The sequence below is a fragment of the Streptomyces sp. NPDC052107 genome, assembly GCF_040680215.1.
In the GTDB taxonomy this organism is placed as follows: domain Bacteria; phylum Actinomycetota; class Actinomycetes; order Streptomycetales; family Streptomycetaceae; genus Streptomyces.
The window spans coordinates 27,803-49,404 of sequence record NZ_JBFAWG010000029.1; the positions used below are offsets into that span (position 1 = coordinate 27,803).

Annotated in this window: 15 protein-coding genes and 1 pseudogene; 13 read left to right on the plus strand and 3 right to left on the minus strand. The window is 73.2% G+C overall.

Going from position 1 to position 21,602, the window contains the following annotated elements:
* The first annotated feature begins 28 nt into the window (after positions 1 to 28).
* Positions 29 to 1,264 (plus strand): DUF4032 domain-containing protein, encoded by a 1,236-nt coding sequence (locus AB0M27_RS26910; protein WP_365724896.1) that lies wholly within the window; start codon positions 29 to 31, stop codon positions 1,262 to 1,264.
* Between the two features lies 1 nt (position 1,265).
* On the opposite strand, the gene AB0M27_RS26915 is transcribed toward AB0M27_RS26910, so the two are convergent.
* Entirely contained in the window at positions 1,266 to 2,132 is an 867-nt protein-coding gene (locus AB0M27_RS26915; protein ID WP_365724898.1) for a universal stress protein, read from the minus strand.
* 119 nt (positions 2,133 to 2,251) lie between these two features.
* On the opposite strand from AB0M27_RS26915, the pseudogene AB0M27_RS26920 reads away from it, so the two are divergent.
* From AB0M27_RS26920 to AB0M27_RS26940, 5 genes and pseudogenes are all read left to right on the plus strand, one after another.
* Positions 2,252 to 2,383: pseudogene (locus AB0M27_RS26920) on the plus strand (VOC family protein); the annotation flags it as partial.
* 120 nt (positions 2,384 to 2,503) lie between these two features.
* Complete coding sequence (locus AB0M27_RS26925; protein WP_365724900.1) at positions 2,504 to 4,180, plus strand: FAD-dependent oxidoreductase; 1,677 nt, start codon at positions 2,504 to 2,506, stop codon at positions 4,178 to 4,180.
* On the plus strand, positions 4,177 to 5,646 hold the full coding sequence (locus tag AB0M27_RS26930; protein WP_365724903.1) for an ATP-binding protein: 1,470 nt from the start codon (positions 4,177 to 4,179) through the stop codon (positions 5,644 to 5,646). Before AB0M27_RS26925 ends, AB0M27_RS26930 begins: the two co-directional genes overlap by 4 nt.
* Entirely contained in the window at positions 5,643 to 6,005 is a 363-nt protein-coding gene (locus AB0M27_RS26935; RefSeq protein ID WP_365724905.1) for a UBP-type zinc finger domain-containing protein, read from the plus strand. The genes AB0M27_RS26930 and AB0M27_RS26935 overlap by 4 nt, the downstream gene beginning before the upstream one ends.
* Positions 6,006 to 6,140: 135 nt before the next feature.
* Positions 6,141 to 9,104 carry an AAA family ATPase gene (locus tag AB0M27_RS26940; protein ID WP_365724907.1) on the plus strand — a complete coding sequence of 988 codons (2,964 nt, stop codon included), beginning with the start codon at positions 6,141 to 6,143 and terminating at the stop codon, positions 9,102 to 9,104.
* Between the two features lie 19 nt (positions 9,105 to 9,123).
* On the opposite strand, the gene AB0M27_RS26945 is transcribed toward AB0M27_RS26940, so the two are convergent.
* On the minus strand, positions 9,124 to 10,341 hold the full coding sequence (locus AB0M27_RS26945) for an SGNH/GDSL hydrolase family protein (protein WP_365724994.1): 1,218 nt from the start codon (positions 10,339 to 10,341) through the stop codon (positions 9,124 to 9,126).
* Between the two features lie 533 nt (positions 10,342 to 10,874).
* Positions 10,875 to 12,665: a M4 family metallopeptidase gene (locus tag AB0M27_RS26950; protein WP_365724909.1), complete on the minus strand. Its 1,791-nt coding sequence runs from the start codon at positions 12,663 to 12,665 to the stop codon at positions 10,875 to 10,877.
* Positions 12,666 to 12,984: 319 nt separating this feature from the next.
* On the opposite strand from AB0M27_RS26950, the gene AB0M27_RS26955 reads away from it, so the two are divergent.
* From AB0M27_RS26955 to AB0M27_RS26985, 7 genes are all read left to right on the plus strand, one after another.
* Positions 12,985 to 14,166 carry a serine hydrolase domain-containing protein gene (locus AB0M27_RS26955; protein WP_365724911.1) on the plus strand — a complete coding sequence of 394 codons (1,182 nt, stop codon included), beginning with the start codon at positions 12,985 to 12,987 and terminating at the stop codon, positions 14,164 to 14,166.
* 159 nt (positions 14,167 to 14,325) lie between these two features.
* Positions 14,326 to 15,783, plus strand: coding sequence for a CAP domain-containing protein (locus AB0M27_RS26960; protein WP_365724913.1), 1,458 nt, complete (start codon positions 14,326 to 14,328; stop codon positions 15,781 to 15,783).
* A 56-nt stretch (positions 15,784 to 15,839) separates the two neighbouring features.
* Positions 15,840 to 16,517, plus strand: coding sequence for an AIM24 family protein (locus tag AB0M27_RS26965; protein ID WP_365724915.1), 678 nt, complete (start codon positions 15,840 to 15,842; stop codon positions 16,515 to 16,517).
* A gap of 156 nt (positions 16,518 to 16,673) precedes the next feature.
* Complete coding sequence (locus tag AB0M27_RS26970) at positions 16,674 to 17,714, plus strand: tetratricopeptide repeat protein (protein WP_365724917.1); 1,041 nt, start codon at positions 16,674 to 16,676, stop codon at positions 17,712 to 17,714.
* Entirely contained in the window at positions 17,711 to 18,730 is a 1,020-nt protein-coding gene (locus AB0M27_RS26975) for a polyprenyl synthetase family protein (RefSeq protein ID WP_365724919.1), read from the plus strand. The genes AB0M27_RS26970 and AB0M27_RS26975 overlap by 4 nt, the downstream gene beginning before the upstream one ends.
* 103 nt (positions 18,731 to 18,833) lie before the next feature.
* Positions 18,834 to 19,796, plus strand: coding sequence for a threonine/serine dehydratase (locus AB0M27_RS26980; protein ID WP_365724921.1), 963 nt, complete (start codon positions 18,834 to 18,836; stop codon positions 19,794 to 19,796).
* 198 nt (positions 19,797 to 19,994) lie between these two features.
* Complete coding sequence (locus AB0M27_RS26985) at positions 19,995 to 21,572, plus strand: serine/threonine-protein kinase (RefSeq protein WP_365724923.1); 1,578 nt, start codon at positions 19,995 to 19,997, stop codon at positions 21,570 to 21,572.
* Positions 21,573 to 21,602: the final 30 nt, after the last annotated feature.

Genomic DNA, 21,602 nt, shown 5'->3' on the forward strand with positions numbered 1-21,602 from the left:
ACGCGGGCGGGGCCTTAGGGTTCGTGCCATGGCCTTGCAGATCAGCGCCACGAACCCGGAGCATCCCGCGCTCCTGCTCGCCCTGCCCTGGGACGTGCCCCTGGCGGAGTGGCCCGAGGAGTACCTCGTGCCGCTCCCGAGGGGCATCTCCCGGCACGTGGTGCGGTACGCGCACGCCGGCGACGAGGTGATCGCCGTCAAGGAGCTGGCCGAGCGGCCCGCGCTGCGCGAGTACGGGCTGCTGCGCGACCTGGACCGGCTCGGCATCCCCGCCGTCGACCCGCTCGCCGTGGTCACCGGCCGCACCGACCGCTCGGGCGCCCCATTGGAGCCGGTCCTGATCACCCGGCATCTGCGCGGCTCGATGCCGTACCGGTCGATGTTCGAGACGACCATGCGCCCGGCGACAATGCACCGGCTGATGGACGCCCTCGCCGTGCTGCTGGTCCGGCTGCACCTGGCCGGGTTCGCCTGGGGCGACTGCTCGCTGTCCAACACCCTCTTCCGGCGGGACGCGGGCGCCTACGCCGCGTATCTGGTCGACGCCGAGACCGGCGATCTGCACCCGCGACTGAGCCCGGGCCAGCGGGAGTACGACCTGGACCTGGCCCGGGTGAACATCAGCGGCGAACTGCTGGACCTGGAGGCGTCCGGTGCGCTGCACCCGTCCGTCGACCCGGTGGAGTTCGGGCACGAGATCTGCACCCGGTACCAGGGCCTGTGGCAGGAGCTGACCCGCACCTCGGTGTACCCGGCGGGCAAGTACCACTACATCGAACGCCGGATCCGCCGGCTGAACGACCTCGGTTTCGACGTGGCCGAGATGCAGATCGAGCACTCCTCCAACGGCGACACGGTCACCTTCGTGCCGAAGGTCGTCGACGCCGGCCACCACCAACGGCAGTTGTTGCGGCTGACCGGCCTGGACGCGGAGGAGAACCAGGCGCGGCGGCTGCTGAACGACCTGGAGAGCTGGATGGCCACCCAGGACGACTACGCGCCCGGCGATCCGCTTGCCGCCCGCCCGGAAGTCCTGGCCCACCGGTGGGTGCGGGACGTGTTCCGGCCCACCGTGCGGGCCGTACCGCCCCGGCTGCGCGGCTCGATGGACCCGGCCGAGATCTACCACGAACTCCTGGAACACCGCTGGTACCTGTCCGAGCGCGCCCAGCACGACATAGGCCTCGACACGGCCGTCGAGGACTACATCGACAACGTGCTGCCCAAGGCGCGGGCCGGCCTGGAGCCGACCGAGGCCGAGTAGCTCACTCGTGCGGGACCACCGCGACCGGGCACTCGGCGTGGTGCAGCATCCCGTGCGCGACCGAGCCGATCCGGGCGCCCACGGCCGTACGGTGTGCCCGGCGCCCGACGACCATCAGCTGGGCCCGGTCGGCCAGCGACAGCAGCACCTGGCCCGCGCTTCCCATCTCGACGTGCTCGGCCACGCGCACGTCCGGGAACCGTTCCCGCCAGGGCCGCAGCGCCTCGGTGAGCGCCTGCTGCTCGTAGGGCTCGAGACCGCCCGCGTCGTCCAGGAGCTTGAGCGAGCCGGGGCTGTAGGCGAAGACCGGCGGCAGGGTCCACGCCCGGACGGCCCGGACGGCCGCGCCGCGGGCCGCCGCCGTCTCGAACGCGAACCGCAGCGTGGCCGCGCTGTCCTCGGGGTCGCCGTGCTGGCCGACCACGACGTCCCGTCCGGCGGCCTCGGACGCCGGCTGGTCCCCGGCGCGCACCAGGACCACCGGCCGGGCCGCCTCGGCGATCACCTGCTGGCCGACCGAGCCCAGCAGGAACCCGAGCACGGGCCCGTGCCCGCGCGAGCCCAGCACCAGCATCTCCGCCTCCGCCGCGGCACGGGCCAGCGCGTGCACGGGCTCGCCCTCGACCACGTCGACGCTCACCTCCAGCTCCGGATGCCGCTCGGAGACGGCGCGCACGGCCTCCGCCACTCCTTCCGACGCCCATCCCCGCTGGGTGATCCGGTCGGCGATGGCCAGCGACTCGGCGTACCGCCAGGCGTGCACCACGCGCAGGGGCAGCCCGCGGCGTACGGCCTCCCGGCCCGCCCAGTCCAGCGCGGCCAGGCTCTCCTGAGTGCCGTCCACCCCTGCCGTGATCGGGCGTGTCATCCGTGGGTCTCCTCGTCGTCGCCGCTGTCGTGGTGCTGGTGTGTCGTGGTGCTGGTGCCCACTATCGGGCACCGTCGCGCACGGGCACGACGATCTCCTCCACGAGCCGTCGGGCGACGGCCGAGGTGACCCGCCTGCTCGCGCTCGGCGCCCGGCACGCGGAGATCGGGCAGGGCGATCAGCCGTGGGGGGTGCTCGCCGATCCCGGGGGCAACGAGTTCTGTGTGCCCGGGGAGCGGCGCCCGGGCTGATCGCGCCGCCTGCCGTATCCCAGGGCGAATCGGGCCGATCGAACATACGATGGCTTGCGAACCGGTGCGGTGGTCCCCACGACACCGGCCCGCGGAACCAACGCTCGGGGTGGGAGAGGTATGGCACAGGCCGCCGACGCAGCGCGGACCGTCATCCTGACCGTGGACGACGACCCGGGGGTCTCCCGTGCCGTCGCCCGCGATCTGCGGCGGCGCTACGGCGAGTCGTACCGGATCGTGCGCGCGGAGTCGGGGGAGTCCGCGCTCGAGGCCCTGCGCGAGCTGAAGCTGCGCGGCGACCTGGTGGCGGTGATCCTGGCCGACTACCGCATGCCGCAGATGAACGGCATCGAGTTCCTGGAACTGGCGCTGGACGTGTACCCGGGGGCGCGCCGGGTGCTGCTGACCGCGTACGCGGACACCAACGCGGCGATCGACGCGATCAACGTGGTCGATCTGGACCACTATCTGCTCAAGCCCTGGGACCCGCCGGAGGAGAAGCTCTACCCGGTCCTGGACGATCTGCTGCAGGCCTGGCGCACCAGCGCCTACCGGCCCGTGCCCAGCACCAAGGTCGTCGGGCACCGCTGGTCGGCGCGCTCGTCGGACGTGCGCGAGTTCCTCGCCCGCAACCAGGTGCCGTACCGCTGGTACTCGGTGGAGGAGCCGGAGGGACAGCGGCTGCTGGCGGCCGCCGGGCAGGACGGGCGGCGGCTGCCGCTGGTGATCACTCCGGACGGCACCGCGCTGGTCGAGCCCGAGGCGCCGGAGCTGGCCGCGCGGGTCGGGCTGGCGACCACGCCGACGGCCGATTTCTACGACCTGATCGTGATCGGCGGCGGGCCGGCCGGTCTCGGCGCGGCCGTGTACGGGGCCTCCGAGGGACTCAGGACCGTGCTGGTGGAGCGGTCGGCGACCGGCGGGCAGGCCGGGCAGAGCTCCCGGATCGAGAACTACCTGGGCTTCCCCGACGGCGTCTCCGGCGCCCAGCTCACCGACCGGGCGCGCCGGCAGGCGGCGAAGTTCGGCGCGGAGATCCTGACCGCCCGCGAGGTGACGGGACTGGAGGTCAACGGCGCCGCCCGGGTCGTACGGTTCGCGGACGGCTCGGCGATCGCCGCGCACAGCGTGATCCTCGCGACCGGCGTGCAGTACCGGCAGCTGGAGGCCGCCGGCTGCATGGATCTGACCGGCTGCGGGGTGTTCTACGGTTCGGCGCTGACGGAGGCCGCCTCCTGCCAGGGGCAGGACATCTTCATCGTCGGCGGCGCCAACTCGGCGGGCCAGGCCGCGATGTATCTGTCCCGGGGCGCGAAGTCGGTGACCTTGCTGGTGCGCGGCCCCGATCTGTCGGCCTCGATGTCGCACTACCTGATCCAGCAGATCAACGAGGCGCCGAACATCTCGGTGCGCCCGCACACCGTGGTGGACGCGGCGCACGGCACGGACCACCTGGAGCAGCTGACGCTGCGTGACACCGTGACCGGGGAGAGCGAACGGGTCGACGCGCAGTGGATGTTCGTGTTCATCGGGGCCGCCCCGCTGACCGACTGGCTCGGCGACGCGGTACTGCGCGACGAGCGCGGGTTCATCCTGGCCGGGCCCGACCTCACGGCCGACGGGCGACCGCCGGCCGGCTGGGAGCTGGACCGGCCGCCGTACCACCTGGAGACCAGCGTCCCCGGCGTGTTCGTGGCGGGCGACGCCCGTGCCGAGTCCGCCAAGCGGGTCGCCTCCGCCGTCGGAGAGGGAGCCATGGCCGTGATGCTCGTCCACCGGTATCTGGAACAGTCATGAGCGGGCAGATCATGCCGTGCAGTCCCCAGGAGATCGGCTCGCTGTTTCTCTTCGAGAAGCTGAGCCCCGAACAGCTGGGCCGGTTGTGCTGCGAGGGGCGGGTGGAGCTGTTCGAGCCCGGTCCAGTGTACACCGAGGGCGACCAGGCCACCTGCTTCTTCGTGTTGATCGAGGGCACGGTCGTGCTCTCCCGCCGGGTCGGCGGGGACGACGTGGAGGTCGGCCGCACCTCGCAGCGCGGGGTGTACGCGGGCGCGATGCAGGCCTACATCGGCGACCGGGTGCGGCAGGTCTACAACAACTCGATGCGGGTGACGGAGCCGTCGCGGTTCTTCGTACTGCCGGCGGACATCTTCGCGGACGTCATGACCGAGTGGTTCCCGATGGCCGTGCATCTGCTGGAGGGCCTGTTCTTCGGGTCGAAGCGCACCCAGGCGGCGATCGGGCAGCAGGAGAGGCTGCTGGCGCTGGGCTCGCTGTCGGCTGGGCTCACGCACGAGCTGAACAACCCCGCGGCGGCGGCTGTACGGGCGACGGCCACGCTCCGCGAACGGGTCGCGAAGATGCGGCGCAAGCTCGGCATGATCGCCGAAGGCCCCTTCTCCCGTGACGCGTTGGCGAGCCTGGTCGAGATCCAGGAGCGCACCGCCGAACGGGTCGCCAAGGCGCCGGTGCTCAGTCCGCTGGAGGCCGCCGACCGGGAGGACCTGCTCACCGACTGGCTGGAGGACCACGACATCGGCGAGGCCTGGCAGCTGGCGCCGACCTTCGTGCAGGCCGGGCTCGACGTCGACTGGCTGGACCAGGTCGCGGCCGCCGTGGACGAGGAGATCCTGCCCGGTGCGGTCGCCTGGCTCAACTACACCGTCGAGACCGAGCTGTTGATGAACGAGATCGAGGACTCCACCACCCGGATCTCGCATCTCGTCGACGCGGCCAAGCAGTACTCGCAGCTGGACCGGGCGCCCTACCGCGCGGTGGACGTGCACGAGCTCCTCGACAGCACCCTGCTGATGCTGTCCGGAAAGATCGGCGGCGGTATCCAGGTCGTGAAGGAGTACGACCGCACGCTCCCGCCGGTGCCCGCCTATCCCGCGGAGCTGAACCAGGTGTGGACCAACCTGATCGACAACGCGGTGTCCGCCATCAACAGCGCAGGCGGAACGGGCACGTTGACCGTGCGGACCGCGCTCGACCACGAGCGGCTGCTGGTGGAGTTCCGGGACACCGGGCCCGGTGTCCCGCCCGAGATCAAGGACCGGATCTTCGACCCGTTCTTCACCACCAAGCCGGTCGGCGAGGGCACCGGGCTCGGCCTGGACATCTCGCGGCGGATCGTCCTCAACAAGCACCACGGCAGCCTGCGCGTGGAGTCGGTGCCCGGCGACACCCGCTTCCAGGTGCTGCTGCCGCTCACCGCCGAGCTGCCTGACACGTCCATCGACCAAGCGGAGGAAGCCGTATGAGCACCAGCGACAAGGCCGACGCGATCGACCCGGGCGTCCCGCCCAGCGGCACCGGCTGTGTGGAGTGCGAGGAGGCCGGCGGCTGGTGGTTCCATCTGCGCCGGTGCGCGCAGTGCGGGCACATCGGGTGCTGCGACGACTCCCCCGCGAAGCACGCCACCGCGCACTACCACGCCACGGGGCATCCGGTGATCCAGAGTTTCGAGCCGGGTGAGGAGTGGTTCTGGGACTACGCGACGGACGAGTTGTACGCCTCGGGTCCTGAGCTGGCCCCGCCTGCCAGTCACCCCGCCGAACAGCCTGTGCCGGGCCCTGCCGGGCGGGTGCCGAGGAACTGGGCGGAGACGCTGGGGGGTTGAACGCTGGCCGGCTCGGTGGGTTCTCCGCGGACGGCGACCGCGAGCGCGTCGTGGCTGGTCGCGCCCGCGCGGCGGAGCCGCACATCGGCACAGTCCCGCGCCCCTTCGGGGCGCTCGGCGTGTCAGGATGGGGGCGTGTCGCAGATCGTCTTCTCCTCGCCGCCGTTGATCGGGCGGGACGGGGAACTGGCCCGGCTCCTCGGCGTGCTGGAGCGTGTCCGGGGTGGGGCGGCGCGGGCGGTGCTGGTCGCCGGGGACGCGGGGGTCGGCAAGACACGGCTGCTGGACGAGGTCGCGGAGCGGGCGGCGCGGGCGGGGAGCACCGTGGTCACCGGGCACTGTGTGGACCTCGGTGACGTGGGCCTGCCGTATCTTCCGTTCACCGAGATCCTCGGCGTGCTCGCGGCCGACGAGCGCTTCGCGTCCGTGCTGGCCGCGCATCCGGTGGTGGACCGGCTGCTGGGCGCCGGCACGGACCCGGCGGGCGGCCCGGACGGACGGCTGCGGCTGTTCGAGGACGTCGCCGGGCTGCTGGCCGAACTCGCCGCCGTGGCACCGCTGCTGCTGGTCCTGGAGGACCTGCACTGGGCCGACCAGTCCTCCCGGGACCTGCTGCGCTTCCTGCTCAGCCGGGGCGTGCTGCACCGGCCGGGCGGCGGCCCCGAGCGGCGCCTCGCGGTCCTCGCCTCCTATCGGGCGGACGATCTGCACCGCCGCCACCCCCTGCGCCCGCTGCTCGCCGAACTGGTCCGGCTGCCGGCCGTGGAGCGGCTGGAGCTGCGGCCGCTGCCCGATCCGGAGGTCGCGCGGCTGGTGCGGGCCCTGGAGGACCGGCCGCTGCCCGAGGCCGTCGTACGGGGCATCGTGGCCCGCGCGGAGGGCAACGCGTTCTACGCGCAGGAGCTGTTCGCAGCGGCCGGCGCGGACGCCGGCGGCGTGCCCAGCGGGCTCGCGGACCTGCTGCTCATCCGGGTCGAGCAGCTGACGGAGACCGCCCAGCAGGTGCTGCGGACCGCCGCCGTGGCCGGGCGCCGGGTGGAGCACGACCTGCTGCGCGAGGCGGCCGGGCTCCCCGAGGAGGCGCTGGAGGCGGCGCTGCGCGAGGCCGTGGGACGGCAGCTGCTCGTTCCCGGGGACGGCGACACCTACGCCTTCCGGCACGCCCTGACCCGTGAGGCGGTCTACGCCGATCTGCTGCCCGGCGAGCGGTCCCGGCTGCACGGGGCGTACGCCCGGCTGCTCGCCGCCCGCGGCCGCGCCCCGGAGACCGCCGCCGAGCGCGCCCACCACGCGCGCGAGAGCCACGACCTGCCGGGGGCGCTCGCCGCCTGTCTGGAGGCGGCCGACCACGCCCGGCGGCTGGGTGCGCCGGCCGAGGAGCTGCGGCATCTGGAGACGGCGCTGGACCTGTGGTCGTCGGTGCCGGCCGAGGCACGGCCGAGCGCCGACGGGATCGCACCCGTCACCCTGACCCTGCGGGCCTCCGCCGCGGCTGTGCAGGCCGGGGACTCCCATCGGGCGGTCTCCCTGACGCGGGCCGCGCTCGCCGAGGTCGGCGAGGACGCCGACTCCGCGCTCGCCGCCCGGGTCCGCTACACCCTGGCCGGCAACCTGCTCAGCGTGGACCGGCTGCAGGCCGCCTTCCGGTACAGCAGTGAGGCGCTGGCGCTCATCCCCGCCGAGCCGCCCTCGCGGACCTGGGTGTGGGCGGCGGCCACCCATGCTGTTGCGGCCCGTCACCTCGGCGCGGACGAGACGGCCCTGAGCATCGCCCACCGCGCCCTGCGCGTCGCGGAGGAACTGGGCATGGCCGACGCCCGGGCCGATCTGCTGATCTCCCTGGCCAATCTCGAAGGAGGCGGCCGGCGCTCCCCGGAGGGCCAGGAGAAGCTGCGGCGGGCCCGGGAGCTGGCGCGGTCCGCCGGGCACGGTCCGGTGGAGATGCGCGCGCTGTTCAACCAGGCGATCAGCCGCCTGGAAGCCGGCGATCTTCAGGCGTGCCTGCCCGTGCTGGCCGAGGCGCTGGAGCGGGCCCGCCGGACCGGACTGCTGTCCTCGCCGTATCCGCTGGGGATGCGGTATCTCCAACTGCTGGCGCTGTACACGCTCGGCCGGTGGGACGAGTGCCTGAGCGCGGCGGCCGAGGCCGCGTCCGCCCTGCCGGCCACGGGCGCCTTCGCGGCGGGGCCCGCGCTGTACGTGGCGGCGGCGCGGGGCGACGCCGGGGCCGTCGAGCGGGCCGAGGTCCTGCTGGAGGGGCCGTTCAACTGGATGGGCACGCTGATTGCCGGGATCGTCCTCACCGACGCCGCCGCGCTGCGGGGCGACCCGGAGGCGGCCGTGGAGCGGATGCGGGCGGCGCTCACCGCGCTGGGCGACGACTCGGAGCGGCGGCCCGACGTCACCGTCCGGCTCGCCGCGCTCTGTCTCACGGCGGTCGCCGACCGGGCGGCGGAAGTGCGGCGTGCCGGGGACGCACCGGCGCTGCGCCGCTGGGCGGACACCGCGACCGAGCTGGTGGAGCAGGCGCGCGCCTCGGCCGCACGGGACGAGGAGGGCCGTCCGCAGGGCCCGGAGGGCCAGGCCTGGCTGGCCCGCGCCGAGGCGGAGTGGGCGACGGCCATCTCCGGCCCGGATCCGGCGGCCTGGGAGAAGGCGGTCGCCGCGTTCGCGAGCGGCGATGTGTACGAGCAGGCGCGCTGCCAGGTGCGCTGCGCCGAGGCGATGCTGGCCGTCGAGCGGCGCGCGGAGGCGGCGGAGCAGGCGCGTGCGGCGCGGGCGACGGCGGCCACGCTGGGTGCGGCACCGCTGCTGGAGCGGATCGACGCGCTGACCCGCCGGGCCCGTCTCACCGCCGCCACCGCGGCGGACCCGGCCGGTGCCGCGCCGCTGACCGCGCGGGAGCAGGACGTGCTGCGGCTCCTCGCGCGGGGCCGCAGCAACCGGCAGATCGGCGAGGAACTGTTCATCAGCGGCAAGACGGCGAGCGTGCACGTCTCCAACATCCTGGCCAAGCTGGGCGCCGCGAGCCGTACGGAGGCGGTGGCGATCGCCTACCGCCGGGGGCTGATCGCGCCGGAGCCGACCGGGGCGGGGTGAGCCGGCCGGAACCCCCCGGTCAGCGGGTGCAGCCGAGGCTGCCGAGGGCGACGGCGTCGGCGATCGCCCGCATCCCCTTGTCGTCGGGGTGGAGGTGGTCACCGCCGTCGAGGAACGGCAGCAGCCGTGCGGCGTGGTGGGGGCTGTGCAGGGTGCGGTCGAAGTCGGTGACCGCGTCGAACTCCCCGCCGGCGCGGATGAATTGGTTCACTTTCCGGCGTACGGTCTCGGCGGCCGGGTCCCATTCGGGCCAGCCCTCGAAGGGGCCGATCGTGGCGGCGACCACGCACTTGCCCGCCGCGTGCACCCGCTCGGCGATCTTCCGGTACCCGGCGATCAGGTCCTGCGCGGTGACGCCGGTGTGCGCCTTGAGGTCGTTCACCCCCTCGAAGAGGAGGACGGTGCGCACACCGGGCAGGGACAGCACGTCCCGGTCCAGCCGGTTCAGGGCGCTCTGCCCGGCGCCGTCGGCGAGCACCTGGTTGCCCGAGATGCCTTCGTCGGCGACGCCTTGGACGGCCGCGTGGGCTGTGGTCAGGCGTCGCGCCAGGTAGTCGGGCCAGCGGCGGTCCAGGTCCAGGGTGGAGTGCCAGCCGTCGGTGATGGAGTCGCCGAGAGCGGCCACGGCCCCGGTGGCGCGGCGGGACGGCCGTACCGACACGGCGTCGAGGTACCACCAGGAGCCGGTGGTCTGCGTCCAGTTGGTGCCGCTCTCCTCGGCGATGTGGTCGCCCTGTCCGGTGTAGGAGGTCTGCATCGCCAGCCAGTGACCGGTCGCCGGTCCCGCCGCGGCCGGGGTGTGCAGGCTGACGACCAGATCGGTGCCGGCGCGCAGCCGGCCGGGCAGCGGGTCGCTCCAGGCGGTGGCACCCGTCGGGACGATGACCGTACGGTCGCCGCCGAAGGTGAGCCGCCGGTTGCTGCCCGGCCGCACGGCGGCTCCCCGGCTGCGCACTCCGGCGTAGACGCCGTCCACGGTCAGCGGCCGGTCGCCGAAGGCGTTGCTCAGCCGGACGCGTGGATCGTCGCCGCCGACGCTGGTGTGCACGATCATCCGGTAGCCCTGTCCGGCGGTGCCCTCGCCCATGCGGTCGGCGCTCGCCGCCCAGGTGACGACCCCGGACGCCTGCTCGGCGGACACGGGCAGAGCGGTCGCCCGGCCCGGCGCGGACTGGCAGACGACGGCCGTGAGCAGGACGGCGGCGACGCGGCGGACGCGTCCGAACCGGCCGGGCATCACGCGAGGTCCCGGAGCGTGCCGGACCCGCGGGGCCGCACGCGGACCGTCCGGGACGTGCCTGCGTATCCCACGGAGGCCATGGTCCCGCCACCGCTGCGGATGCGCACCTCGGTGGGTCTCCGGTCCCGCCGGTACGGGTCGGCGACGGGCCCGCCGCGGGTTCCCGGCTCCGGTCGGCGAGGCGACGGGCCGGCAGGCCTCGTCGGCGTTGTCCAGCCGGACCCGGCCCAGCGGGCGCCGGGCGTTCGCGCCGACGTCGTCCGGGGACATCCACTCCTCCCGTCGGCCGCTCCTGGGGCTGAACACCGGCGGATACCGCCGCTCTCGCCGGGCGCCGACGGTCGCGGGGCAGTCGGCGTCCCGGACCGCATCTGCCACCCCCGTACGGTAGTTGCCGGACAGCGCTCACACCAAGGGTGCCGCGCCCGGTCTCGCCGTGGGTCCTTCGAACGGCCATGGGCGGTTCGCGCGGGTCCCGGGCATGCGGATGCCCCGCGCGAGGCGGGGCATCCGGTGGTACGGCCGTTCCGTCAGTGACGGGCGGCCGGCGTGTTGGCGGCGGTGACGTTGACCGCGGCCCACGCCTGGTCCACCGTCTTGTACTCGGTGCTGTTCGCGCCGTACAGGTCCCCCGCCGCCTTCAGCGTCGCGACGCGCGCGTCGTGGAAGTCGGTCGTGGAGACCATGTAGCGGGTGAGCGCACGGTAGAAGATCGCGGTGGCCTTGGTGCGGCCGATGCCCTTGACCGTGGCGTTCCGGTACGTCGGCGAATTGTAGTTCACGCCGTTGATCGTCTTCTTGCCGCTGCCCTCCGCGAGGAGGTAGTAGGCGTGCGAGGAGACACCGGAACCGGCGTGCACCTCGGTGTAGTACGTGTCCGGCGACCAGTAGTCGATCGTGCCCTCGAGCTTGTCGAGCGACGGGTGGTCGAGACGGCGCAGGAACTTCTGCGACAGACCCAGCTTCTCGCCGATGAGGTAGTCCCCGACGTCCTTCGAGTTCTTCGTGAAGAACTCGACGTTGGAGCCGAAGATGTCCGCGAGCGACTCGTTCAGCGCGCCCGGCTCACCGTACTGGTTGCCGTCGGAGTCGACGTAGGTCGGCTCCAGCTTCGCGGTCGCGTCCACCACGCCGTGGGTCAGCTCGTGGCCGGTGACGTCGAGGACGACGAGCGGCTTCTTGAACATCTGGCCGTCGCCGTCGCCGTACAGCATGCAGTTGCAGGTCGGGTCCCAGAAGGCGTTGGCGACCTTCTTGCCCCAGTGGACCATCGCCTGGGCGGCCTTGCTGTTGTTGGCTATGCCCTTGCGGCCGAAGGTGCTCTTGTAGAAGTCCAGGGTCTCGGTGACGCCGTACTGCGCGTCGGCCGCGGCGCTGGCACGGCTGCTCGTCGTGCCGTTGCCCCACACGTTGGTCGTGTTGGTGAACTTCGTGCCCGCGCTGAACTTCTCCGTGTACGAGCCCTTGGCGTCCCGCGTCTCGGTGCCGTACCGGCTCGGGTCCTTGAGCTGGTAGTGGCCGCGCGAGGTCTGCGTGGTGGTCAGGCCGACGGTGCCCACGAAGAGGGTCTTGCCGGTGCCCTTGGCGGCCGACGGGTAGCTGGCCGCGGCACCGGAGACGCCGGAGCCGAGCAGGCCGGCCTCGGGGGAGGCGGAGCCGATGCCGGTGGCCGGGTCGATCGTCTCGTGATGCCGGCGCAGGCTGTCCAGCAGCTTCGGCGACAGGAACTCGTCGCTGTCCGGCGTGTTGCTGCGCACCTTGCCGGTGACGGCGTCGATGACGACGGTGTTGGTGCCGTTCTGGTCGGTCACGGTCACCTGGTAGGCGAGGGCGGAGGAGCCGCCGCGCGCGTCGACGACGAGCCGGGCGGTGCCCGCGTCGCCCTTGGCGGCCTGGGCGGCCTTGGCGACGGCCTGGTCGGCGGTCAGCTTCGCCTTGGTGGTGGCCGGCTCGACGGCGTGGCCGGCGGCGCGGGTCACGCCGGCGTAGGCCAGCTTGTGGTCGAGGTGGACGATGAGGTCGCCGCCGAGCACGGGCATGCCGTCGTGCGTGCGGACGAACCGGACGTGCCGGGCGCCCTCGGGGTCGAGCATCACGTCCTGCGCGTGCAGTTCGTCGCCCTGGGAGACGCCGGTCGCCGACGCGTGGGCGAGGGCCGCGGTGCGCGCCGCCTCGACCACCGCGGTGGCGTTCATGGTGGCGGACGCCGAGGACCGCTCCACCCCCGTGGAGGGACCCGCGAAAGCCGTCCCGGCCAGGCCCGTGGCAGCGGTCGTCACCGCGATGGCGACGGCAACGCTGCGTATGTGCGGTCTACGCAAGGATCAGGGTTCCTTCGTTCGCAGGCGGCCGGGATCACCAACCGCCTTGACGCATGACGCGGTTCGGCGTCACGGGGGCTGGTCGGGCCCCAAGGCGTAACCCTTACGGATCAGTCATGTCCACGTAAAGGCGGAATGATCGATTTCGCGAACTTCTATGGCAATCCTTTACGAATGGGCGCCACAGAGTGATCGCTGCCTGACCAACTGTGTGTCGGCTGTGGAGACGTGGACTCCATCCCCTAGGTTCCGAGGCCGGAATGTGACCGATGTCGCATCACATCTCGTATCGATTCGGAACACTGAAAGCGGGTGGCGGATGGTCTCGGCAACGGTGGGGCGGGGCGCGGTCCTCGGAGCGGTCGCGCTGTCGCTCCTCGCGGTCCCGGCGCGGGCCACGACGGGAGATCCGGACGTCCGGGCGGCGGTGGTGCCCCGGGCGGCGCTGCCGGCACCCGACACCGCGGGCCTCTCCGCGGTACTGCGGTCCGCGGTGGACCGGGGCGCGCCGGGCGCCCTGGCCCGCATCGACGACCACGGCCGGACGTACGAGGCGACACGCGGAATCGCCGACCTGAGCACGCGACGGGCCATCAGCGCCGAGGACCGGTTCCGGGTCGGCAGCGTCACCAAGACCTTCTCGGCCGTCGTCCTGCTCCAGCTCGCCGACGAGCAGCGGCTGGCGCTCGACGCGCCGGTCAACCGCTATCTGCCCAAGCTGCTGCCGGACGACCGCATCACGGTCCGCCAGCTGCTGAGTCATCGCAGTGGCCTGTACGACTACACCGACGACCTGTTCGCCGACAGCGTGTCCGGCTTCGAGGCGGTGCGGAACAAGGTCTTCACCTACCGTCAGCTGGTCGCCCTCTCCCTGAAGAAGCCCCGCACCAACGAGCCCGGCGCCGCCTACGACTACTCCAACACCAATTTCGTGGTGGCCGGCATGCTCATCGAGAGGCTCACCGGGCACTCGGTGCGGACCGAGTACCAGGACCGCATCTTCAAGCCGCTGAAGCTGCGGGACACGTTCTACGTGCATCCCGAGACGGGGATCCCGGGCCGGTACGCCCGCGGATACCTCACCCCGGACAAGGCGGGCGACCCGCTGGTCGACGCCACCGAGCAGACGGCGTCGTGGGCGCAGAGCGCGGGGGCGATCATCTCCAGTGCACGGGATCTCGACACGTTCTTCAGCGCACTGCTCGGCGGCAAGCTGCTGTCCTCGGCACGGCTGGAGGAGATGGAACACTTCACGCGGGTCGACACCACGACGTCGTACGGGCTGGGGCTGCGGCGGCGTGATCTGTCGTGCGGGGTCTCGGTGTACGGGCACACGGGGGTGGTGCAGGGGTACTACACGTATGCCTTCGCGTCGAAGGACGGGTCGCGAAGTCTTACGGCCATGGCCGACACCTCCAACAACGAGAAGGTGTCGCATGCCTTGGGCGGGGCCTTGGATTCGGCGTTCTGCGGGAAGGGGGGAAAGGCGGCCAAGAGGTAGCGGCTTGTTCCTCGTTGCCGGATGCGGGGTCGTGGGGGCAGGTCACGCACCTCGACAACCGGAACCTTCTTGGAGGTGTGGGGCGTTGTCCCTTGTGTGACGAGCGAATTGGCGCCTGGCGGTAATGCACCGCTGCCCGGTGGTGCGGTGGTGCTTCGGGTGGCCGGTGCCTTCGACGTTTCCGCGCTGGTCACCGGGGCGGACGGCAAGGTCGGATCCGACGCCGACTTCGTGTTCTACAACCAGCCTCGGGCAGCGGGCGTACGGCTGCGCGGTGACACCCTGGTCGTCGAACCGGCCCGGCTGCGCGGAGGTGCCTGCCGGGTCACCGTCGTGGTGAGCGCGGCCGAGCCAGGGACACCGCTCGGGCGGCTGCCCGCTCCCCGGCTCGAGGTCACGGACGGCTCCGGGCGTACGGTGGCCCGGTTCGCCCCGCCCCGGCCCGGCCCGGAGAGGGTGCTGCTGCTCGCCGAGCTGTATCTCAGACCGGGCACCGGCTGGAGGCTGCGGGCGATCGGGCAGGGGTACGCGGACGGGCTGGCCGGGCTCGCCCGGGACTTCGGGGTGCGGGTCACGGACGACAACGGGCACACGCAGCCCCACTCTCCCCAAGGCCGCACCGCAACGGCCCCGCCCCGCTCGACTTCCCCCGGCCACACCCCCCGGCCCACCGCTGCCGCCCCTCCCGTCCCGCCGACCACGACCGGTCCACGTTCGCCGTCCAGCCGACCCACCACCGGCCCGCCTGCACCGGCCGTCCGGCTCACCTCGACCGCGCCGTCCTCAGCATCCGCCCGGCCCGCCACGACCGGCCCACGCCCGCCGTCCAGCCCACCCGTGGAGTCTCCCGGCGCCGGCGACTTCCTCCACCTGATCAACTCGGCCCGAGCGCAAGCCGGTTCTCCCCCGGTCGTCCTCGATCCGCGGCTCGTCTCCGCCGCGCGGTCCCATGCCCGGGCCATGGCGGACGCCGGGCGGCTCGGCGGGGAGGGCCGGGACGGCGTTTCGGTGCACCAGCGGATCAGCGCCACCGGATACGCGTATGTCACGGTCGGCGAACACCTGGTCTCCGGGCCGCGCAGCCCGGCGGAGTTCGTGGAGTACTGCCTGGAATCGGCGCGTTCCCGGCGCACCCTGCTCGACCCGGCCTTCCGGCATGCCGCCCTGGCCCACGCCGACGCCGGCCACCGGTACTGGACCGCACTGTGGGCCGCTCCGCTCACCCCGGACGCGCTGTCGCGCACGGCCGCCGAGGTCCTCGCGCTCACGAACGCCGAGCGCGGCCGGGCCGGCCTGCCCCCACTGGCACAGGAGCCACTGCTCACGATCGCCGCCCAGGCGCACTGCGCGGACATGGTGGCCCGTGACTTCTACGACCACACCTCGCCCGACGGCTCCGGGCCCTGGGACCGGGCCGCGGCAGCGGGGTCCCGGATGCGCACGATCGGCGAGAACATCGCCTGCGGTCAGCGGTCCCCCGCCGAGGTCGTGAACGGCTGGATGAACAGTCCGGGGCACCGCGCCAACATCCTCAAGCGGGAGTTCGGCCACCTGGGCGTCGGCTTCGCGGGCGGCGGCCGGGCGGGCACGTACTGGACCCAGCTGTTCGGTGGCTGAGCGGGTACCTTGCGTGATCTTGGCGGAACGACATCCTCCGGGACACCATGCCCCGCATGAAGGGTGATCTCTTTTCCAGTACGCACGTGGTGCAGCCGGCCGTGGAGCCGGGCATGTCCGTCGAGAACGCCAAGTGCATCAAGTACGCGGTGAACGGCGAGATGTACGCCCGCCAGGGCGCGATGGTCGCCTACCGCGGGAACCTCAAGTTCGAGCGCAAGGGCCAGGGCGTCGGCGGCATGCTGAAGCGTGCGGTCACCGGTGAGGGACTGCCCCTCATGGCGGTGCGCGGGCAGGGCGAGGCCTGGTTCGCGCACGAGGCGCAGAACTGTTTCATCGTCGAGGTCGAGCCCGGCGACCAGTTCACGGTCAACGGCCGCAACGTGCTGTGTTTCGAGGCCTCGCTGTCGTACGACATCAAGACGGTGAAGGGGTCGGGCATCGCCGGCGGCGGCCTGTTCAACAGCGTGTTCAGCGGCCAGGGCCGCCTCGGTCTGGCCTGCGAGGGCAACCCGCTGGTCATACCGGTCTCCGCGCAGTCCCCGGTGTACGTCGACACGGACGCGGTGGTCGGCTGGACCGCACATCTGCAGACCTCGCTGCACCGCTCCCAGTCCATCGGCTCGATGCTGCGCGGCGGTTCCGGCGAAGCCGTGCAGCTGATGCTCCAGGGCGAGGGCTTCGTCGTGGTGCGCCCGAGCGAGCTGACCCCGCAGACGGCCCAGCAGCACTGAACCTTCACAGGGTGATCCACATCGCACGGGCAACCCCCGTCGTCGTACCCGCGTCTTGATCGGCAACAGACCGACACGCCCCGGTCCCCTCGGCCGGGACGTCTTTCCGAGACCCTATACACGCGATGTATACACGTCGTGTATAGAAAGGCACGCATGTACGGCAAGGCTTTCGCCCCGGAGTACCAGGGCGCCCTGACCACCCTGTCCGTGAACTCCTCGCTGATCGATGTGCTGGCGGAGGGCACCGAGAAGCTGCGCGAGGCCGAGCGGTCCGGGCGCCCCGCCGAGGCGGCCCGCTGTGGGATCGCCGTCGCCGAGGCGCACCGGCGGCTCGGCCACACGGCGGACGCGGACCGCGCCTGGAAGGCGAGTTACCGCGCCGCCCGCGCGGCCGGCGACACGGCCGCGATGGCGTGGGCGCTGTGGAGCGGCGGCACCCTCGCCCGGCAGCGCGGAGCCTTCCCGCTTGCCTGGCGGCTGCTGGGGTTCGCGGCCGAACTCGGCGAGCGCGGCGGCGACATCGTCGTCCGCGGCTACTCGCTGGCCGGCCTGGCGGAGACCGGCCGGATCCAGGGCGACTACGCGGCGGTCGGCCGGCTGCACGAGCAGCTGCTGGCCGAGGCGCGCCGGCGCGGCGAGGCCCGGCACACGGTGTGGGCACTGGAGGGCATCGCGCAGATGCATCGCAACACCGGCGACCACGACCGGGCGTTCGCACTGTTCGAGGAGGCGGCCGACATAGCCGAGCGGGCGGAGGACCGGCGCGGGCACGCCTGGGCGCTGCGCGGACTCGCCGACATCCTCTCGGTGCGCGACAAGAACACCGAGCGGGCACTGGAGCTGCTGTCCCGGGCGGAGGCCTCCTGCCGGGCGATGAACCTCTCCAGCGCGCTCGCCTACAACCACAAGATGCGCGGCAACGTCCTGTACCGGGCCGGGCGTTACGCCGAGGCGCGGGATCTGTACGAGCTGACGCTGGAGGAGTTCCGCGCGATGAGCGAGCCGCGCGGCGAGGCGCTGGCCCGGCTGGGCCTGGCCAAGTCGCTGGCGCGGCTCGGCCGGGACCGGTCCGAGACGGCGGCCGAACTCGCCAGTCTGGCAAGGACGTTGGAGCGCAGTGGACTGAAGCACGCCCGGGAGATGGTGGCCCGGGCCCAGGAGGAGTTCGCCCTCGATGCGGAGGTCGCCCGGTGACCACCGTACAAGCTTCGTCTTCCGTTCCCGAACTTCTCGCTCACTGCGGGCAGTTGGTGCAGCCGGCGCTGCGGGAGGCGGTCGGGCGGCTGCATCCGTGGGTGGCCGAGATGGCCGGGTACTCCTTCGGCTGGTGCGAGGTCGGCGGGGCACCCGCCCCCGCGCCGGGCGGCAAGGGCGTACGGCAGGCACTGGCGGTGCTCGGCGCCGAGGCGGCGGGCGCCGACGGGCGGGCCGGCATCCCGGCCGCGGTCGCCGTGGAGCTGGTGCACGCCTTCTCGCTGCTGCACGACGACATCATGGACGGCGACGCGACCCGGCGCCGCCGCCCCGCCGTGTGGAAGGCGTACGGCACGGGCCCGGCGGTGCTCGCCGGGGACGCCCTGTTCGCGCTGGCGGTGGAGACCCTCGCGGCCGCGCCGCAGGGCGCCGGCACCGTACGGCTGCTGTCGGGGGCCCTCGTCGACCTGGTGCGCGGGCAGGCCGACGACCTGCTGTTCGCCACCCGCCCCTGGACCGGCCCGGAGCGGGTCACACCCGAGGAGTACCGGTCGATGGCGGAGGGCAAGACCGGCGCGTTGCTGGGCTGTGCCGCCGCGCTGGGCGCCGTGCTCGGCGGGGCGGGCGAGGCCACGGCCGGCGCACTGGACCGGGCCGGACGGCATCTCGGCGTCGCCTTCCAGCTGGTCGACGACGTGCTGGGCATCTGGGGCGACCCGGCCGTCACGGGCAAACCCGTGGGCGGCGATCTGCGGGAGCGCAAGAAGACGTATCCGGTGCTGGCCGCACTCGGTTGCCCGGCGGCGCGTGGGTTGCCCGAGCTGCTCGACGCACCGGGACGGGCGGCGGAGGCCGCCGCGCTGATCGAGGCGGCAGGCGGCCGTACGGCGGCGCTGGCCGAGGCCCGTGCGCGCACGGCCGCCGCCCGGGCGCTGCTCGCCGAGGCACCGCTGGGCGCCGATGCCGCCGGGCAGCTCCTCCGGTTCGTCGATCACCTGGTGAACCGCGAGCTGTGATCCCGTACGACCGCGCGGTGACACCGTGTTGACCCAGGCAGTCCGCGCGGGCCAGGGTGCGAACGGCGCGGCCCCCACCCCCGCGCCGGAAGGGTGAAGCACCTTGATCGGCATCAGGGAGATCGAAGCCGCGGCGGAGCGGATCGCCGGACATGTCGTGCGGACGCCGACCGTGCCGAGTCCTGGCCTGACCGAGCTGCTCGGCGTCCCGGTCACCGCCAAGCTCGAACTGCTCCAGCGGACCGGCTCGTTCAAGGCACGCGGGGCGACGGCGAAGCTGCTGTCGCTGAGCGCGGCCGATCGGGCGGCGGGTGTGGTCGCGGTCAGTGGCGGCAACCACGGGATCGCCCTCGCGGTGATGGCCGCGGCCCTCGATGTGAAGGCGACCGTGGTCATGCCCCGCACCGCACCCGAGCGTTCCGTCGCGCTCGCCAGGCGGGCGGGCGCGCAGGTACGGCTGACCGACGGCATGGACAGCGCCTTCGCGCTGGTGACGCGGCTCAGGGACGAGGGGCTGACCCTGGTCCACCCGTTCGACGACCCGGTGGTGATCGCCGGACAGGGCACGGTCGGGCTGGAGCTGGCCGAGGACGCGGCAGGTGACCTGACGGACGTCGTGGTCAGCATCGGCGGCGGTGGGCTGATCGCCGGGGTCGCCGCGGCCCTCGCCGCCCAGCGTCCCGGGGTCCGCGTCTGGGGTGTGGAGACCGAGGGCGCCGAGGCCATGTCCGGCGCGCTGAAGGCGGGCGGACCGGTGCCGGTGCCCCTGTCGTCCCTGGTCACCACGCTCAGCGCGCCCTCCGTGTCCCAGCTGACGTACGACCATGTGTCGGCGCTGGTCGAGGAGGTGCTGGTGGTGCCGGACCGGGACGCGGTGCGGGGCTCGCTGGAACTCGCCGACCACGCGAAGGTGTGGGCCGAGCCGGCCGCGGGCTGTCTGCTGCCGGCGGCCCGGCAGGTCGTGGCCCGCGTCGGTGGCGGCGCCCGGATCGGACTCGTGGTGTGCGGCGGCAATACGACACCACCGGAACTGACCGGCTGGGCCGAGCGGTTCGGGCTGCTGTGACACGGGGCCGCACCCGGGAATTTACCCTCGGTTACCCGCAGGTCGAAGGCCCCCCGGGTGCGGCCATCCCAAACTCGCAAGCCCTTTCGACGAATTGAATGAAAGGCAGGAACGGCACCGGACTCGCGGATTCTTTGAACGCACCCCCGCACGCCCCGCGTACCTCTGTGAGACACGCAACAGGGGTTTCAGCGAGGGATGACCATGACCAAGGCGCACGTCTCCGCACACGAGTTGGTCGCCGGGCGGTACCGGCTTCTGGAGGTCTTCGCCCGCGAGACGAACCGCCTGTGGTGGTACGCCGAGGACGTGGCGGCGGAGCAGCCGCGGCTGGTGGCCCAGACCACCCTGCCGGAACCCTCCGCCGACGACGCCGCGCGCCGGATCACGGCCCGCGTGGTCCGGACCTCCGAGACCATGCGGCTGCTGTGCCCCGGCCAGGTCGCCACGGTCGTCGACGCCGTGGTGGAGGCCGGCACCCTGTGGACGGTCACCGAGTGGATCGACGGCACGCCTCTCTGTGAACTCCTCGACCGCGAGGGCGCGTTCAACGTCGCGCGGGCGGCCCGGATCGGTGTGGAACTGCTCGACGTGCTGCAGGCCGCGCACGACGAGGGCATCACCCACGGCGAGCTGAGCCCCGGCCAGGTCTTCGTACGGGACAGCAGCCCCGTCGTCGTCACCGGGTTCGGGCTGGTCGGCGCGACCCTGGTGCCGCGGCTCACGGCACCGTCGTACGCCTCGCCCGAGCAGGCCCGCGACGAGCGCATCGGACCGGCCGCCGACCTGTGGGCGCTGGGTGCGCTGCTGTACACGATGGCGGAGGGCCGGCCGCCGTTCCGCGACCGCGGCCGGCCCGACGCCACCCTGAAGGCCGTGGACCGGCTGCCACTGCGCACCCCGCTGCGCACGGGCCCGCTCACCCAGGCCGTGCAGGGGCTGCTGCGGAAGAACTCGCGGGAGCGGCTGACCCGGCCGGTGGTCCGGGAGGCCCTGATCCGGACCCTCGACGAGGACGCCGACGCCGACCGGGAGCCGGCCCCCGTGCCCCGGCTGCGCGGCGCGTACGCCGGTGTGCGCGCCGGTGTCCGCCTCGCCGGGCGGGAGCGGAGCAGAGGGATCCTCGCGGCCGGTACCGCGCTGGCCGTGGTCACCGTGGCCGCCGCCGTCCTGGCCACGACCCACCAGCTGCCGGGCGTCGGCACCGCGCAGGCACCGGCCCGCCCCACCACCTCGGCCACCCCGGCCGGCGGCCGCACCGGAGGCACCGCGACCTCCCTGCCGCCTCCGGCACCGAGCACCTCGCCCGCCCTGCCGGCCGGCTACCACCGCTACACCGCCCCGGAGGGCTTCTCCGTCGCCCTGCCGGACGGCTGGAAGCGGCTGACCACCTCCCGCGTCACCGGCGCCTACCGCGTCACACTCGGCCGGGACGGCACCTCCCCCACCCTCGCCGTCACGCACAGCGAGCACGTCGGTCCGGATCCCGTGGCGGTCTGGCGGGACGACGTCGAACCCGGTCTGCGGCGGCTGGCCGGCTACCACCGCGTCGGCGACGTCCGGGCCACCACGTACCAGGGGCACCGGGCCGCCGACCTGGAGTGGCTGGCCGGCACGGGGGACGCGCGGGTGCACACCTTCGGGCGCGGCTTCCTGACCGGCGGCGGCGACGCCTTCTCTTTGCGCTTCACGACTCCGGCCGTGACCTGGGACGACGCCGCGAACCGGCTGGCGCTGAGGACGTTCCTGCAGACGTTCCGGATGCCCGAGGACTGACCGGCGCCGGTGGTTCGTTTTCCAGCCGCC